The 17818-nt window shown below is 48.1% G+C and carries 11 protein-coding genes; 5 read left to right on the top strand and 6 right to left on the bottom strand.

Translation table 11 applies throughout. The features are described from left to right. Nucleotides 1–346: 346 nt before the first annotated feature. Entirely contained in the window at nucleotides 347–1357 is a 1011-nt protein-coding gene (locus ACJJI0_RS12600; protein WP_444882849.1) for a serine hydrolase domain-containing protein, read from the top strand. 604 nt (nucleotides 1358–1961) lie between these two features. On the opposite strand, the gene ACJJI0_RS12605 is transcribed toward ACJJI0_RS12600, so the two are convergent. Then, nucleotides 1962–3914: a phytase gene (locus ACJJI0_RS12605; protein WP_444882850.1), complete on the bottom strand. Its 1953-nt coding sequence runs from the start codon at nucleotides 3912–3914 to the stop codon at nucleotides 1962–1964. 101 nt (nucleotides 3915–4015) lie between these two features. Then, the gene (locus ACJJI0_RS12610) at nucleotides 4016–6646 is read right to left on the bottom strand and encodes a TonB-dependent receptor (protein ID WP_444882851.1); all 2631 of its coding nucleotides are present in this window, start codon (nucleotides 6644–6646) and stop codon (nucleotides 4016–4018) included. 267 nt (nucleotides 6647–6913) lie between these two features. On the opposite strand from ACJJI0_RS12610, the gene ACJJI0_RS12615 reads away from it, so the two are divergent. Continuing rightward, nucleotides 6914–8845, top strand: coding sequence for a PhoX family protein (locus ACJJI0_RS12615; RefSeq protein WP_444882852.1), 1932 nt, complete (start codon nucleotides 6914–6916; stop codon nucleotides 8843–8845). A 129-nt stretch (nucleotides 8846–8974) separates the two neighbouring features. Then, nucleotides 8975–10060, top strand: a complete 1086-nt coding sequence (gene pstS / locus ACJJI0_RS12620; RefSeq protein ID WP_444882853.1) for a phosphate ABC transporter substrate-binding protein PstS — start codon at nucleotides 8975–8977, stop codon at nucleotides 10058–10060. Between the two features lies 1 nt (nucleotide 10061). Here the strand turns inward: pstS and ACJJI0_RS12625 are convergent, their stop codons facing one another. From ACJJI0_RS12625 to ACJJI0_RS12640, 4 genes are all read right to left on the bottom strand, one after another. After that, on the bottom strand, nucleotides 10062–11945 hold the full coding sequence (locus tag ACJJI0_RS12625; protein WP_444882854.1) for a diguanylate cyclase: 1884 nt from the start codon (nucleotides 11943–11945) through the stop codon (nucleotides 10062–10064). A gap of 321 nt (nucleotides 11946–12266) precedes the next feature. Next, the gene (locus ACJJI0_RS12630) at nucleotides 12267–13046 is read right to left on the bottom strand and encodes a sulfite exporter TauE/SafE family protein (RefSeq protein WP_444882855.1); all 780 of its coding nucleotides are present in this window, start codon (nucleotides 13044–13046) and stop codon (nucleotides 12267–12269) included. 138 nt (nucleotides 13047–13184) lie between these two features. Then, complete coding sequence (locus tag ACJJI0_RS12635) at nucleotides 13185–14150, bottom strand: sulfotransferase family 2 domain-containing protein (protein WP_252083410.1); 966 nt, start codon at nucleotides 14148–14150, stop codon at nucleotides 13185–13187. Nucleotides 14151–14672: 522 nt separating this feature from the next. Beyond that, on the bottom strand, nucleotides 14673–15281 hold the full coding sequence (locus ACJJI0_RS12640) for a MarC family protein (protein WP_252083411.1): 609 nt from the start codon (nucleotides 15279–15281) through the stop codon (nucleotides 14673–14675). A 165-nt stretch (nucleotides 15282–15446) separates the two neighbouring features. On the opposite strand from ACJJI0_RS12640, the gene aceK reads away from it, so the two are divergent. Next, nucleotides 15447–17201: a bifunctional isocitrate dehydrogenase kinase/phosphatase gene (gene aceK / locus ACJJI0_RS12645; RefSeq protein ID WP_252083412.1), complete on the top strand. Its 1755-nt coding sequence runs from the start codon at nucleotides 15447–15449 to the stop codon at nucleotides 17199–17201. A gap of 56 nt (nucleotides 17202–17257) precedes the next feature. Then, nucleotides 17258–17758 carry a hypothetical protein gene (locus ACJJI0_RS12650; protein WP_252083413.1) on the top strand — a complete coding sequence of 167 codons (501 nt, stop codon included), beginning with the start codon at nucleotides 17258–17260 and terminating at the stop codon, nucleotides 17756–17758. Nucleotides 17759–17818 lie beyond the last annotated feature (60 nt).

A 17818-nucleotide genomic window follows, 5' to 3' on the forward strand; every position in this document is an offset into this window, starting at 1 on the left:
GCCATAAAGAAGTGTGTATTTATTTTGAGTATATTTGAGCAGCAATAATTTAGCCTATAAATACATTGACTGCATAAATATCCATGAAAAATAGAAATTACAAATAATTACATTTCTATAGTAAAACATCCTTCTTTCAAGAATCTATGGCAAGATAACAGTCTTGCTATAACGTTGATCATATTCTTTATAAAAAAGACAATTCAGCTATAAAGCTCCCCCAAGATTGGAAAACAATAAGGATATATTGTTTATGAATTATACGCTTCGATTACTAACTAGACTACGCTTAACAATTCTAGCTGTTGTTATGATATCCCTCAGCTTTCCAGCATATGCAGACTCTGTGGATAAGCTGATCAAAAACATCATGGATAAGCGCCAAATCCCTGGTCTCCAATTGGCCATCGTTAAAAACGGTGAAATAATCAAACTGGGAAATTATGGATTATCTAATTTACAGGACAATGTGCCGGTAAGATCCAACACTGTATTTCCAATTAACTCAATGACTAAGGCGTTTACGGGTGTTGCATTGGTACAGCTCGCAGAGCAAGGACGCCTTTCCTTAGATGATGAGATTAGCAAACACCTTACTGACTTACCTGCCAACTGGAAGTCAATAAAGATAAAACATTTAATGGCACACACTTCTGGGCTGCCCAATATTTTCAGTGGTTATCTTGCTGACTTGGTTGTTCGTGGCAACCCAGATGCTGCATGGAACAAAGTAAAAGAATTACCTTTAAAATCTGAAGTAAACACACAGTTTAGTTATAATCAGACGGGTTATGTTATTATCGGTAAAATAATCGATAAATACGTACAAGGTGGCTTCCCAAAATTCATTACCGATAATCAGCTTAAAATCGCCAATATGAAATTAACAGCTGATGCCGGCTTTGAACACATGACGCGTCCTATTAACAATCATGCAAGGCAATATCTCTACGATTCCGATAAGGGCCAGCACAAAAATAACTACGTTGAATTCCCTTACATATTACAAAGTGCAGCTGGCATGAATTCAACAGCAACAGAAATTGCGCAATATCTTATTGCCTTGCAGTCTAAAAAGCTGCTCAAAAACCTCCATTCTCTTTGGACACCGATCACTTTAAAGAATGGCCAAACTGCTGGGTTTAATCATGTAGAGAATGGTTATGCTATTGGATGGCAAGTTATCGATCGGGAACATCACCGTGCAGTTAGTGCGAGCGGTGGAAATGCGGCAACTATGATTCACTATCCTGAGGATAAACTATCCATAGTTGTTCTTACAAATTTAATTGGCGGATTGCCAATCCAGTTTGCAGATAAAATTGCAGCTGAATATATTCCTGAATTTAAGCTTTAAAGTAGCAGGGGCAGTTAGTAGCTGGGATTTTAAAGAGCTGGTTAATAAGCAAACATATCACCTATACAAAACCTGCCCCAACAATTAATCCATTAATGAGTCAAAAATCATTATCGGGGATACAGCGGAGCTTCTAAATAATTCCTTAATGCCTCTACGAGTCTTAGGGATTGCAGAGGTTAGCCGCGGATAGTCCTAATCCTCTGTAAGAGCTGGAACGTGGCAGATATGGCCTGCCCCTCAAGGGTTTCAGAGCGATTTACATTCTGTATTGCAACTTCTTGGAAATTCTTGGAAATTCTTGGAAATTCTAGGCATTCCTTCAAATCAACATTTTGATTGTAAACTACTCTGAGGGCCAAAGGAATCGCGGAATTATTCAGCCCCCCTAGATTTAACTTTTCACCAAATTTTTTTTGACTCAGGTGGAAAATTTAATCAAAATCACTATAACCAACAACGCTAGATCATAGCTTGGAGCAGGAAATATAAAAAACAATTTTTATTATGTATATCAGGTTTATAGCAAAGACGAAACCCGATATTTTTCATAGCAATTCTATAGAAAATTCCAACAGGGTTTTGTCACAATAAATATAAATGGTTAATTTTTAACAAAGACCGACAAACCCAATGCCTCACTCACCGTATACCAATCAATCAATTTGAAATTCTGCTTGGCATTGGGCAGACGATTCCTGCCATCTTGGACAACAAGCAAACCCATTGGATATTCCGGCCCAAGATACAGGCTGGTAACATCCAGGCCATCGGTTTCAGAACTTCCATCGATACCTGAGCGCACATTCATTGTTACCCTAAAATGACCAACAAAGTCATTACCATCACGTGTGAATAACGCATAACTGTCATTACCCTGGCTAGAGGCGATCAGGTAACCACTATCCTCTGTTAGGTAGAGGGCGAGCCCTTCCACATCATCCACCAGGGTCTGTCCATCCACTTCAGCAACCAATTTAGCTTGGTATTCACTATTCTGTTGCTTTTTAAGGCCCAGTGACCAAATCCCCCGATCCTCCTCGGCAAAAAAGAGCCTCTGCCACTTATCATCGACGACACAGCCTTCAACCTGGCTATTTACGACTATTTCTGTATGCTTTTTTAACGAAAATTCTGTGGGATTCTCGCCGAGATCAATTTCAAACTGGTGAAAGGCAGCATCTTTATCCGATACCCAAGCAAATAGCTGATTATTGGTTTTCTGCAAACATAGACCATAAGGATCTTGCAAATTTATAGCGCGTAGCCCCAGGTGCTCGACATGCCCCTCAGCCGTGATGGCAAAGAGGTTCACCCCGGCGGTCGAGCGGTTAGATGCTGCCGCTAATGCACTATAATAAGGATGTTCAATACTGCGGATATCCACATTGTTAACACGTCCCACAGCAAAATGTTCGAGCAGCTTTCCCGATAAATTGTAAATATTCAGGCCACTTTTTTTGTCCGTTGCCAAAATCAGGCTATTCTGTGGCTGGGATTTATTGGCCCAGATAGCAGGATCATCAGCAGCATCACCAAATGACTCTACCGGGTCCGTCTGATTGCGAGCAAATACACTGACGATTGAATCACCTCTCTCGGGATCAAATCCTGTAGACTCAGTTTCTAAGTAATCACTTTCCACATCATCAAAAACCAACAGCTGATCCCGACCAACATCCAGGGCCCAGAGCTGACCATTTAAGAATACTGGGGAGACTGCCGAGTGGTTCTCGTTAATATGAAGGTGCCACTCTGGCTCCTCTGAGGAAAAAGGCAGTCGGTAGCGATGTATCTGATCACCTGCGCTCAGCCACAGACTTTCACTACGAGCATCAAACCATAGATTGCCGAAGTCTTCACCAAGCCAATGAGCACTGAGGAATAATTTACGCTGCTCATCCTTTTCCGCGTTTGTATTTAAGCTCAGGATTCCAATGGGTGGTTGAGATACTAGTAGGCGTTGGGAGCGTGGGCTTACTGCGCAAGCATTAACTTGCTCACCAAAATAGAGTGGACGTACTTCTTGCATCTGCCACTGTTGTTGGGCTGGGAATAATAAATATTCACGACCTATTCCATCTTCACCAATGCTAAACAAATGAGTGCGCTGTTCTTGTTGGGAAAAGCACAGGGCACTCTGTAGCGTTGGCATTTTCTGGCTACCCAGTAGCCTAAAATTTACGTTATTTGAAGCATCACTGTGGCGTATTTCATGTAAATTTATTTGCGCCAGGCGCTCATCGAAGGAGGCCACCAGTAAAGTTTCATTAGGCAGAGCTTGTACGGCTAGGCGTTCCACCCTTCCCTCTTGGGAGGCGAGTATTTCTCCGTAGGAATTTATTACAAGCAAACCGCGACGCTCGCTGGCAAGCAATAAATATTGCTCAGCCCCAACCCGTATTGGCAGAATCTGTTCTGCGTCTATCGCACCCAAGGGAATTACCCGTTGTGGCAAGGCCTTTTTAATGCGTAAAACAGAATCCACATCATGACCACAGCTAACGAGTAGCGTAGCGGCGAGCATGATCGCAATAATAAAATGCAGTTTTTTCATGGAGAGCCATTCAATTCCGGAGAAAGAGCCCCACCTGTGTGAGGCTCCTTGCAGTGCATAAACACCATAATTTTATTAAAAATGCTTTAGATGTTGTCCCGCTAGAAAGTGCTGTAACTCAGACCCAGGGCATAAGTCGGCCCGTATTCTTCATATTGACCGTTGAAACCAGAGTTATGCACATAATAAGGCTCATCGGTCAAATTCACTCCGGTGAATGTCAGCAGTAAACCGTTGTTCAAGTGGTAGCGCACAGAGAGATCCAATTGTAAGTGATCCTCTTCATAACGATCACGGGATGCATCCTCCATATCTACCTCCAGCAATCGCTCGCTGCGAAAAGCAGCAGACAAGCGCAGGCTAAAAGCGTCTCGCGCATAACCGACAATAAAATTCCCCACCAGATCTGCTTGGGATGGCATAGATATTCCATCGCTACGTTGACGACCCGGCCCCAATCCTAGACGGGCTTCAGAGTCTGTGAAGTTCGCGTTAGCACGCAGTAGGAAACCATTATCGAAGCCCTGTGTCCAAGCCAGTTCCGCACCGTTAATCCGTGCCCTGTCACCATTGATAGGCTGAAGTATTTCGGCCTCTTCCACTATCAGGTTACCGATATACTGAGTAAAGTCCGCGCTACTGGAAACATCGGACATCACAATAAAATTATCGATAGACTTGTGGAACAATCCCAGCGATAGCATACCCAGATGATCCACGTAGTATTCTGCGGAGAAATCCAGGTTGCGAGTTTCATAAGGTTGCAGAGCTGGATTGCCGGCTTCCACTTCCAGCTCACCATCGTCGTACTCAATTTGCGCCGGCGAGGGATTCAGATGGCCAAACGAGGGGCGCGACAGGGACTCGGTGTAGGCCGCACGCAGCACAATATTATCGCTGTAATCAAGCTTGAAGTTTACACTGGGGAAGAAGTGATCGTAATCGCGCTGATAATTGACCGCACTTGCATAGACCTCATCGGCAATGAAATCGGCACCGGGTACTGGCTCTTCGGATTCAATCACACGCATTCCTTCGGCACTGAAATCGGTGCGTTCATAGCGCACTCCAAAGACCCATTGAGCGCGATCAAGTTCGATGGTATTCATTACGTAAAGCGCACTGATATCTTCCTGCATCTGGTAATCACGCGCAGAAGAGAGGGCGGTTTCAGTTTCATCCATCTCAAAACTGGCAATATTGCGATTAATAAATAGATTGAGATTGCCTGGATTAACTCCCGGTCCGAAGGTATCGAGACGGTAATCAATATCGTTACGAACAAAATCTGCCAAGGTATAGTCACCGGCAAAACCATCATAAACGCTGGCATTCAGATCACCGCGTTTTTCCCTCTGGCGTTCGTGCAGGCCAAATTGCACAGTTGAGTCATAGGTGCCCCAGTTTATCTCCCTGGTAAAATCCAGACGTAAACTCAACTCTTCATCCTCGGAGAAATTATCCTCAATAACCAACTCGTCCAGTTGATAATTGGCGGGATCTAATATTTTTTCAGCGTCGCTACTGTCCACTGCCATACGCGGAGTTTTACCCACTTCCACATAACCCAGGCGCAGTGGTTCAAGGACAAAGTCGGTATCACGGCGATGTGGCTCAGATTCCTCCGCGTAAGAATAACCCAGCACGTAGGCAAGACCCCATTGTTCGAAATTATGCTCTCCACCCAATACTGTTGAAATAATCTCCTGTTCATCCAGGCGATCTTTCAAGGATTTTTCCAGTGCCGCCTCTTCCCAAATGGCGCTATGTCTGGACATCGTCTCTGGCTTATCGCGCTCTGCATCCAGTTTCCAGGAATTGCGTTGACGGATCTCCTGATCTGAGAAGTCGGAATAGAGATTGTGCAGATAGATTCGTGCACCACTACTCAATTGCAGGTCAAAATTCGCGGCCATACCGGTGCGCTCACGAGTAATGGTGTAATCCCGCTGTTCTATTTCGGTTGCCCCAATACCCGCACTACCGTCCTCGGCCACAAGCACTTCCCAGCTACCATCGGTTTCAATATTTTCAGAACCGAAATCTCGCTGCTGATGACTAACTGCCAGAGCGACACCAAAGCGCCTGTTGCCATCGAGATCGAAAACATTGGTCATGGTGGCTGCATATTTTGGACTGTGCTCCTCTTGCAGGTCGCTATAACTGTTTTCAACACTGAATTTATAGCGACTGCCATCGTAGTCCAGCGCGTTAATACTCTTGATTTCTATGGCCCCGCCGATGGAGTCTGCACTCATATCCGGTGTAAGGGTTTTGAATACTTCTAAGCTGGCAAGTAGGTCTGAGGGGATGACATCCAGAGCCACAGCGCGACTGCCAATTTCTGGTGCGGGCAGACTGACGCCATTGATGCTGGCGGCATTTAAGTTGGGATCAATACCGCGCACCCCCACAAAACGTCCCTCACCCTGGTCGCGGGCAATAAAGACTCCAGGCATCCGCTGCAGGGCCTCTGTTACATTGGCATCCGGCAACTCACCAATGGCATCAGAAGTTTGTACTGCCACCAGCTTGTTGGAGTCACGCTGACGATCCAGGTCGCTGCGCGCATTGTTGGCCTGAGCGGTAACCGTCACCGTTTCCATGGTGCGGGCCTGGCTCTCTTGTGCATAAGCATTGCCACTCAAGCCGTTATTAGCACAAAAAACTGCTATGGCAAGCGCGGTAACGGGGGTGTTGGGCGTTCGAAAATTGATGGTTGTGCTTTTCATGGCGTCCCACTCCAATTAGTCCCGGCGGCGTATTTATTGGGGCGCAGACTAGTAGGCGACTATGAACTTTACATGACGGTTTTTTTAAGCTGTCATCAAGCTTTCAGAAATAGCTGGAAAAATTCCCAGATAAATTAAATATCCTTATTTATTTATCGCTTTTTATTAACCTCTTTTAATTAATCGATTGCGTAAAAGATATGTCATCGATTTAATTAGGTCAGGTTAATTTAATTTTATTAGGTTCCCCGCAACGGAGCAGCAGCAATGAAAGATTCTCCTAAAAACCCTGACCGTAGAAAGCTATTGAAGGCCATTGGTGGTGCCACGGCTGCGGGCGCCGCAACCAGCTTTATGCCTGGCTGCGGATCGGAGCATCATCGGGAGAATCTCTCATTTCAGGAAGTTCCCCACAGCTTGGACTTCAAACATCATTTACCGCAGGGTTACAGCGCCGATATCCTGCTACGGTGGGGCGACCCCATTGTCGCTAACCTCAAAGAATTTGAGCCGAAACAATTGACGGCGAAGGGGCAATCTCAACGCTTTGGCTATAACAACGACTTTATCGCCTTTATGCCATTGGCGGAGAATACCCCTGCCGGGCACGGAGATATCCACTGCCAGAGTGGTAACAGCGATCGCGGCCTACTATGTGTAAATCACGAGTACACCCAACCACACCTGATGTTCTCTGGTTACAACGATGAGTATAGTGCCACGCGGGGAGTCAGTGCCGAGCATGTAGCCATAGAACTAGCCGCCTGTGGCCACTCGGTAATAGAAATTACACGTACCGACAAAGGCTGGCAGCCTGTTTTGGAGAGCCCCTACAATCGCCGCATCACCGCGACCACGCCGATGCAAATTAGTGGCCCCGCCGCCGGAGACAAACGCTTGCAAACAACCGCAGATCCCTCTGGCACCCAGGTGCTCGGTACCATTGGCAACTGCGCCGGTGGCAAGACTCCCTGGGGCACGGTATTGGTGGCCGAGGAGGGATTTGGTGGCGCCTTCCAAGGAGATCCCAACAAAGTCGAGGATACTCGCGAGGCGCGCAATCATCGTGACTTCGGCGTAAGGCCCCACAATCGCAACTTAGGTGATTACGACCCGCGCTTCGATATACAGCAAGAGCCCAACGAACCCAATCGTTTTGGTTGGATGGTGGAATACGACCCCTACGACCCGCAATCTATACCGCGCAAGCTGACCAACCTGGGCCGCTTTGAACACGAGGGCTTTACCCTGGTCTGTAAGCCGGGCCAACCGGTGGTGGCCTATGGCGGCGATGACGACGAACATCAGTTCGTCTACCGCTATGTCTCCAAAGAGGCTTATCTGCCCAAAGATCCAACCCACAATCGCAATTTACTGACCGAAGGCACCCTCTATGCGGCACGCTTTGATGCGGATGGAAGTGGGAAATGGTTGCCACTAGTTTTTGGGCAGGGCCCTCTAAACAGCAACAACGGTTTTCACAATCAAGCAGATGTCTTGATTGACGCACGCCAGGCCGCTGCACTGCTGGGCGCCACTCCTATGGACCGCCCGGAGGATGTAGAGACCAATCCCCACAACGACTGCACCTATGTGATGTTAACCAAGAATAAAAGCCGCGCCGAAGACGGTGTGGATGCGGCTAATCCCCGTCACCAAAATACTGCCGGGCATATTTTGGAAATTGTGCCCCCGGCCATGCCTGGTAAAAAAACCGGCCGAGATCACATCAGCGACCAATTCCGCTGGCACCAGTTTTTACTTGGCGGCAACCCCAATGCGGAGAACCCTGTGGAGCGCGGCGCTTACGGGCAGCAATCCACTTACAATATTTCTAATCACGGCTGGTTTACCAACCCGGACAATGTCGCCTTCGATCCCCATGGCAACATGTGGGTGGCCACTGACGGCTGCGAGCGCTTCGGCTTTCACGACGGCCTCTGGGCCATGGCCACCGAGGGGCCAATGCGTGCCGCGCCCAAACACTTCTTTGGATGCCCGCAGGGCGCTGAAGTGTGCGGCCCTGAGTTTACTCCCGATGGCACAACTCTGTTTATCGCAGTGCAACACCCTGCCGACGCGCTCAACTCTACTTACGACCACCCCTTGCACCGCTGGCCGGATAACAATCCGGAGCTGCCACCGCGCCCCTCGGTATTGGCCATCTATAGGGACGATGGCGGTGAAGTGGGCAGCTAGTCATCCCAGAACGGCGCGCTTTCACACGAAGCCGCCGGTCCTGCTAGAATTTTTTAATCGAAGCCTATTTTTGGCGGCTCGTCGCTGGTCTCCAATAAGAGACCGGTGACCCTTTAGTTGAGGTAGCCCATGTTATCGAGGTACACCGCGGTACTACGCCGCCTTGCAGCCATACTGGCGGTGACCGCTGGCATTTCACTCTTCGGCCTACAAGTGCAAGCCCAGGTGCCGGAAAACCCCGTTAATCTGCGGGGCAGTGGCGCCAGTTTCCCCTATCCGATTTATGTGGAGTGGTTTCGCCAGTTTACCCACCGCGAGAACAATATTTTTATTTTTTACGAAATGAGCAGCAGCGGCGACGGCATCCGCGATTTTCTCGGCCATACTGTTAATTTTGCCGCCTCAGATGCGGCCATAGAAATCGATGAACTCAAGAAGCTTAAGGAGGGAGGTGTTGTATTACCCGTCACTGCCGGGCAAGTGGTGTTAGTGTTTAATTTACCGGGTATCGATAAATTGAAGCTGTCGCGGGAAGCCTATGTGGGCATTTTTATGGGCAAGATCCGCCATTGGGACGACCCGATCATCGCCGCCAGTAATCCAGATATTAAATTACCACGCACAGATATTTCAGTGGTTACCCGCTCCGAGAGCTCCGGAACTTCCTATATTTTTTCCGGCCACCTCAGCGCCGTTAGTGAAGAATTCCGTGAGAATATTGGCCTGGACCGCACACCCGACTGGCCCCGGCTGTCGACCTTTAAAATCGCACCAGGTAACCAGGGTGTAGCGGCCAAAGTACGAGAAATACCCGGCGCTATCGGTTATGTGGAGCACGGCTTTGCCAACATAGTCAATTTACCGGTAGCAATCCTAGAAAATCGCGCGGGCCAATTTATCGAAGCCAATGCCAAGAGCGGAGTAGCTGCTTTAGAAGAAGTGGAATTTCCCGATAGTAAACTGCCTGTGAGCGGCGCACCCAACCTGATCGCCTGGGTCTGGGACCCCAAAGGGAAAGATGCCTACCCGATTACCAGCTTTTCCTGGTTGCTGCTCTACGCCAATCAGAAAGATGATGTTGCTCAGGCTCTAAGACAGATGCTGGTCTTTATGTTGAGCCAAAATTCCCAATCGGAAGCCGGCAATATCGGTCTGGTACCTCTACCGGAAAACGTGCGCATCAGGGTGCTCAACGCAGTGACCTATGTGCAGTAGCTCAGCCCTCCGCCACAGCATACTCTAATACACGATTGCGACCGGTCCTTTTGGCCCGGTAGAGAGCGTTGTCGGCATGCTGCAATAATTCCAGCACGTTTCTCTCTCCCTGCAGCTGGGCCACACCGATGCTAGCGGTAAACTGCACCGGCCCCAGAGCGGACTTGATCATAATTTTGGCGATATCTTCATGGATACGCTTGGCAACAGACAGCGTACCTGGGCCATCGGCACTAACCAACAGTGCAAATTCCTCACCGCCTATGCGCCCAAACACATCCACCTCACGCACATGCTGGGCTATTACCCGGGCAGTAGCACACAAGGCCTGATCACCGATCAGGTGGCCGTGGCGATCATTGATTGATTTAAAGCGGTCTATATCCAACATCAATATACCCAGGGGAATTTGCTTGCGTTGAGCCAATTTGAGCAAAAGATTGGCCTCTTCAAAAAAACTGCGGCGATTGTGAATGCCAGTTAGTGGATCGGTACGTGCCTCCAGTTCCGCCCTGGCCTTAGCAGCTTCCAGCTCTCTGGTGCGTGACTGCACCAACTCCTCAAGATCAATCTTGGATACTTCCAGCTGTTGCAGGTATTTTTTTTCCGCCCGATCCTTCTGTAACCGCAGGCGCTGCACCATTAAACCGATCGCTGCCATAATCGCCAGCATCTCCACAAAAGAGGCCACCGGCGGCCAATAGTAGTTGACTGGGTTGTGCACCACATAACCGAGATCACGCATTGCCTGCACCAGTAGTCCCAGCACTAGGGTGGCCCACCCCAGGGCAAACACTCCTGCAGCATTCTCTCCCTGGCGCCAGCGAATCATCGCGATGGGCACGATCAGGGGATAACAAAGCAATGCGATGATCATGGATATTTGGGAAAGGGCCTTCAGCTCTAAAAACACGCAACCAATCAGGAAAGCACCGTTGAGCAACATCAGCTGTAAGAGGAAGTCCAACTTTGGCGTGAACTGACGGGTTTCGAGAAATGTCCGTGCAAAGACAAGCCCGGCCATAATTGCCACAGCCCCACTAAGAGAGCCGTATCCCCAGTGGAAGCTGCCTGTCATCAGGTATTGATGGGTATATCCCAGCACTGTGCCCCACACCAGGATTTTGCTAGCGCAGTAGAAAGAATAGATATAGAGAATCTTTTCTTTGATTGCGATCGCTCCCACTAGGGCAAAGACCGCCATTAAAAAGTAGCCTCCAAACAGAAAAGCGATCAGGCTCGTCTCACCCTTACTGTTTTGTTGCAATGCCTGGGGGCTCCAGATACGCAGACTGGGAAAGACCACACCCAATTCGCCAGAATCGAACCTTACCATTAGCTCCTGAGTGGTCCCCGGTGCGATGGTCACTGGAAAAACAAAACGGTTATGCGCCACCTGCCGACGGGCAAAAGGCTCATAAATAGAAAGGTTGCTCACTTCGCGGAAGAGATCTCCACTGCCCGCCTTCCGGCCGAAAGCTTGCAAACCGACCAACTGGTGATCGACATACTCAATATTTAGGGTTAGCGGGTGGCTGTCGCGATTGCGCAACGTAAAGTGAGACCAGAAAACACCGGCGCTTAGACCGGTGGAACCCGCTGTTTCCAAAGTGCGAAACTTCCCCTGCTTATGAGCTTGTCGTGCACTATAAATATCACTCTCTCCACCCTTGTCATGCCATATCGCATGGAGTCCGGTGGAATTTTCCCCCTGCTCATTGGTGTTCACGTCCAGGGGAGTATGCGCCCATACCGGAATCTTGGGCAGGAAAAGGACATAGAAGGTTAAAAGTAGAAAAACATAGAAAGAGGGACGGATGTACCAATATTTAAAAATAGAACGCCAAAGATCCAGTAACCGCAGTCTTATTATTCTGTCTTTCATAGTCTTGGCGCGCGGGGATAACACTTACCCCTTATAATGCCTTCCTCCAAAGCAGTAAATGACAGCCTCTCACTTAACGCGAGACATTCTGGCTAGCTAACGCTTTCACAGTGATCAATCCGCCCCCTCAATGAAGTTTTGCGTATCTTTTGGCTCTCAATCGGAGCACCATAGGTACTAGCAACCACTAAAGTTCGAATCTACATAAAAGACACAACATTGCCGCAATTCCCCTATTAATTACTAAGCCTTAGCCTTGATCATAGAGATTACTCCACTGTCTCAATGCTTATCGGTATACGCTCGTTTTACGACAAGTATCTAACTGAGTAAGGTGATATCAGAAAAAATATCTGGTCTTAATTGAACAATTTGTGTCAAAGATCGTAATGCGAGAAACACCCCACAAATAAACACTAGAGCGAGCATATAGTAATGAAAGCTCTGTGTACTCATACGCAAGATGCGATGCTTAGCAAGGTAAACTCCAATTATCCCTCCAATACCAATAGCAACGCCATAACTTGCCAAATCCATGGTGATAGCACCAAAGCTAAGATAGGTCATTATTTTGGTGGCCTGTAAGACCATGGTGTTCAACGCCTTGGTTGCAATCAAATTTTCCTTATCAACACCGTAATTGATAAAGAAGGGATTCTGCACCGGGCCAATAGCACCAATAATCCCAGAGAGAAATGCGACTACTACACCAAGCAAGAAAAAGTAGGGTAAACGCATTGGAAAAGAAGATTGTTTTCTACCGAGCCGATATTGAACCAAAGTGGACATCAAGAAGATGCCCACAAAGAGCTGAAGCCATATTGGGTGCATTTGACTATAAATATAGGCACCAACCATCGCCCCCAGAATACTACCGGGTAGCATCCAGCAAATAACGCTCCAGTTAATATATGGCCAAAAGAACAACACGCGGGAAGGTGCGGCAATAACACTGCCAATCGTAATCGTAGGAGCCACCAAATGTGGCCCAATCAAGAGACCGACTAGTGGAATCATCAGCATGGCCCCACCACCGGCAGCGAGGGTGCAGATATACCAGGAGAGGGCCCCAAAGATTAGTAAAACTGGGATTAGTATCATGCTCTTATCCGCAGCTCAAAGATGCCTCTGCTAGGCAGGCAATAAATTTGCAGGCGATTGATAGCCCGAAGAGTCAGTCAATATAGACCATAGAAAGATCGGTAGAAATAACGAAGAAAAGTCACTTCTCCAATAGACTTAATCTTCACCGCGAATTACCCAGGGAGAATTTACTAGCGGTTGCCCCGTCTCAGCCACCTCACACTCCAGAATTGCGCCCTTTGCAAAGCCAGAGATATCTATAGAAAAACCGACGAAACCACCACGGCCTGCACCATTTGCGCGTAGATCAGCACGATATTCATTCGCTAGAACTTCGCCCTTATAGGCCCCATCAACTTTCACACGCAGTACAACCGCATCATCGCTTTGCTCGGGAATAGCACACCCTAGAATATGTTCCTTGGCCTGACCGCTAAGCAAGCCGGCCACAAATTTCATGCCGTTCTTGAAAAGTGAGACTCTCCATTCAAATTGTGACACTGCCTTATCATATAGATCAATTTCACGAGCATTCCTAATACACGTTTCATCTAATTGGTCCTGAGGAATATCATATTTCCCCTTAAGATCCTCACGCCCTAAATTCATTGTTAAATACGGAATTTCTATTCCATATTTATTATTTAGCAACTGTAGGGATTCATCATACCTCTCAGTCAAACCAACAAAACCGAAAAGTGGCCAGGAAAACCTACGGAAAATTTTTAGCTGCCGATTGGTGAATGATGACTTTCTATAAAAAGACTTAAAACTGTCTTTATACCCATTATGTCGAGAATAGTGTTTATATTCTGACACCAACCTCTGTATTGGATCTCGCAAAATTGTTACTGTATTTTCCAACCCAAATATTGGAAGATAACGTACTGAATTTGAATGACCTGCAAGCATTTTAACATTTTTGTATTTCATCTTCTGAAAAAATACCCATAGATCAGGATTATCACCCATCCAAGCTTTCACAATATCGCTGGTATGCTTCGATCCTGGGCCGTAATCAAGACAAATACTACCATCGCCAAAATATGTTGATGCGCCAAACCGAAAGCTTGTTCCTGCAGTTTTTGGAACATGAATAAATAAAAGTGGGTTCACCACCATAAAAATCCCTTAAGAATGGTGTGTAATATGTTCCCGATGCTCCCAAAATGACAACAAAAATACAGAAGGGGAACACATCAAGAAAATGATAAAGGATTGTCTTTTGAATATCTTATCTCTTAGCCAATTCATTTCTTGTAAAACAATTACTTATCATTATGCATCACTTAATCATAGTTAGGTTTAGTGATGTGAACAACCATCTGACTATTGCCTAACAAACAAAGGGAGTAACTGTGACTACAGTCTTCTTTTGACCATTAGTTAATGATATTCAGACAACAAAACAATAAGTCATAGAATATTGCTCAGGTATATTTTGACTGTACTGGCACAATAAAGCCACAGAGAAAGCATGCTTCACCACAGTACAACACAGTAATCAGTAGCATCTCGTTATTGAGTAAAACGCATCGTTCATGGGGGAATCGAAACACGGAATAATCGAAACGAGTCGACGAGAAAACTTGTGCAGACACCCCAACTGACGTTCGGGGTGCCTGTTCATTCTGACTGGGCAGCTTAGATGGAGAAGAACTGCTGTATACCCAGCAGTACATTGGTGGTGGCTACCGAGGCGAGTATCAGCCCCATCACCCGGCTGACGATACTGGCGCCAGCATCCCCTATAAACCGATAGATCCAATTTGCGGTTAGTAACAGTGCAATCACAATCCCCAATACTGCCAGCATCGCCGTGGCAGTGTTGAGTTGATGCATCATATCAAAGCGATGATTATCGGTAAGTACCACTGCCGCCAGCATGGCGCCCGGCGAGGCTATTGAGGGCACCGCCAGCGGGAATATCGCGGTCTCGTGGCCCTCGCGGACAATCTCCATCTCCTGTTCAGGTTTACTATCGCCAAATATCATGGTGAGGGCAAACAGGAACAACACTACGCCACCCGCCACCTGAAAAGCTGACAGCGGTACACCGATTGCCTCCAACAGGAATTGACCGACCAATAAAAAGAACAGCAAGATGCCAGCGGCTACCAATACGGCCAGCCAGGCGATTTTGCGTTTTTGCCATTCGGCGTGACGGGAAGTGACCGCAATAAATACCGGCAGAGTGCCCACCGGATCGATCACCGCAAAGAAAAAGACAAAACTACTGATCCAATCGTTCAACTGGTACTCCGGCGTGCCGTGCTACTATCCGCTTATTCCCTGCCGCGGGGAGATCGGCAAGCGCCGGGTGGTGGAATCTGGTAAGGCCCGGGTTACCCCCGTGAGCCGCCCCAAATGCTCCCCAGGCAGATGCTTAATCTGAAACTCAAAAACCAAGTCTAGTGCATGACCAATCACTCACCGACCGCCCGCCGCATCGCGAAGACCATCCTGAATGGTTTTGATGCGTATTTCGCAGACTATCAGAACATCACTCTGGGCGCCAAGGCGCGCTTTGAGACCGCTTCTTGGCAGGCCGCACATGAGGCCAACAAGGAACGCATCGACCTGTACAAAACCAAGGTCAACCAGGTGCTCAAACTGGTGCACTCAGTTACCAGTAAAGACACCAGCCAACTAGAATTGTGGCGGGATGCCCGTGCCACCTACGCACAACTAATCGCCAATCACAGCAACTACGAGATTGCCGAAACCTTCTTCAATTCGGTCTTTTGCAGCCAATTCCGACACGCGGATATTCACGACAAAAATATTTTTGTCAAACCCTCTCGCGCACCAGATGACAAACCGCTGCGGGATTACAGCATTTATATCAGCTATAGCGGTCGTGATGGACTCGAATATATGATCGAGGACATCCTCAAAGACTTCAGCTTTTCCGCCCCCTGGGAAAATATGCAACGGGATATCGAAAATATCTGTGCACTTTTACGCGAGGCACCGCTGGCCAAGCTGGAGAATGAGAAACAGCTGCGTGTAGATATGCTGGAGTCTGTGTTCTACCGCAACAAGGCCGCCTACTTAGTGGGTCGCATGATTTTTAATGGCGAAGTGGTACCTATTATTCTGCCCTGCTTGAATAACGGTCGTGGTGGTATTTTTGTGGATACCCTGCTGCACAGCAATGATTCCGCTAGTATTATCTTCAGCTTCACCCGTTCCTATTTTATGGTGGATGCGCCCATCCCCTCGCGGTTCGTACGCTTTCTCTCCACTATTATGCCGCTCAAGGAAAAGTCGGAGCTGTACAACTCCATCGGCTTCCACAAGCACGGCAAGACCGAGTTCTACCGCCATATCCTTGCACATATGAAGGTGAGCAACGATCAGTTTGTGATAGCACCCGGCATCAAAGGCATGGTAATGAGCGTATTTACCCTGCCCTCCTATCCAGTGGTGTTCAAAGTCATTAAGGATCGCTTCGATCGCCCGAAAACCGTCACCGAAGAAATTGTGCGGGAGAAATATAAATTTGTATCCCGCTCAGACCGTGTTGGGCGTATGGCCGATACCCAGGAATACACCAATTTCATCTTCTATCGCAATCGCTTTAGTGAGGAACTACTGCGTGAGCTACAGGAGGTAGCGCCCTCCAAACTGGTCATTAATGAGAAGTGGGTAATTATCCGGCACCTCTATGTAGAACGGCGCATGGAGCCCCTCAACCTCTATTTACAAACCTCCAACGAAGAGGAAACTCGAGAAGCCATGGAGGAATATGGCAATGCCATCAAGCAACTGGCGGCAGCCAATATCTTCCCCGGCGATATGCTTCTTAAGAACTTTGGTGTGACCCGTCACGGCCGCGTGGTCTTCTACGATTACGACGAGCTGTGCCCGCTGACGGAGTGCAATTTCCGCAAGATTCCCGAAGCGCAAACACCCGAGCAGGAACTGGCAGACAAACCTTGGTACACCGTGGATGAAGCGGACGTCTTCCCCGAGGAGTTCCGCCTGTTCTTCTCCGGTAATCCCACCGCGCGCTCAGCTTTTGAGAGGTTGCACAGCGACCTCTACGATTATCGATACTGGAGGCGCCTGCAAGACCGTATCCGCGCCGGGCATGTGGAGAGCGCCTTCCCCTACCGGCGTAAGTGGCGCTTCCATCGCCGTGCTCCGGCCATCGCCCGCAACAAATAAGCACTCAATCTATGGCTATATTGGTAGGAGGCCCCCACAATTCGAATAGGTGATCAGTGCGCATACTTGCATGGGCCGCAACTCTAGCGGCCCTGGCTCTATTAACGGCCAGTGGCTGCGGTTATCTGCCCAGTGAAATGACCATTCCCGGCAAGGAAAAGGCGCCGCCTCCTCACGCCCGTATCACTGGAAAACCCCAAGTAGTCAGCTGCGCAACTCCAGCACAGGGATTTCGCCCAATTCCATTCGACAACCTCTACACCTTCACCGGCAGTGAACCCCAGCCTTTTCAGGAAAAGGCCAGTGTGCCAATGCAATACGATGTACTGGCCTATGTTTGGGGTAGCGAGCCCTGCGCACCCAGCGCCTTTTGCAAAAGAGGGGATTACTATTGGCTGATCGGGCGAGGACCTGGCAATGATTTCCAGACCTGGGTAGTTACCCCACAGTTTCCTCGTATGATTATCCAGTCGACTTGCTATGAATGGCTGCAAATCGGACAACGCTATCGCTTTTCATTCAGTCGAGGAAAGTTGGTGGGGTTCAGCCGGGACTAAGTGAGCCAAATTACTGTGAGTGCTTTTAAAGCTTGCAAACCAGTTCTTGTCGAAACCAAC

This window comes from Microbulbifer mixtoriginis (SeqCode) (assembly GCF_052466695.1).

Excerpts from the sequence above, each read along its gene's own strand:
- ACJJI0_RS12605 (WP_444882850.1), bottom strand. The coding sequence starts at position 3,914 with ATGAAAAAACTGCATTTTATTATTGCGATCATGCTCGCCGCTACGCTA.
- ACJJI0_RS12610 (WP_444882851.1), bottom strand. The coding sequence starts at position 6,646 with ATGAAAAGCACAACCATCAATTTTCGAACGCCCAACACCCCCGTTACC.
- ACJJI0_RS12615 (WP_444882852.1), top strand. The coding sequence starts at position 6,914 with ATGAAAGATTCTCCTAAAAACCCTGACCGTAGAAAGCTATTGAAGGCC.
- pstS (WP_444882853.1), top strand. The coding sequence starts at position 8,975 with ATGTTATCGAGGTACACCGCGGTACTACGCCGCCTTGCAGCCATACTG.
- ACJJI0_RS12625 (WP_444882854.1), bottom strand. The coding sequence starts at position 11,945 with ATGAAAGACAGAATAATAAGACTGCGGTTACTGGATCTTTGGCGTTCT.
- ACJJI0_RS12630 (WP_444882855.1), bottom strand. The coding sequence starts at position 13,046 with ATGATACTAATCCCAGTTTTACTAATCTTTGGGGCCCTCTCCTGGTAT.
- ACJJI0_RS12635 (WP_252083410.1), bottom strand. The coding sequence starts at position 14,150 with ATGGTGGTGAACCCACTTTTATTTATTCATGTTCCAAAAACTGCAGGA.
- aceK (WP_252083412.1), top strand. The coding sequence starts at position 15,447 with ATGACCAATCACTCACCGACCGCCCGCCGCATCGCGAAGACCATCCTG.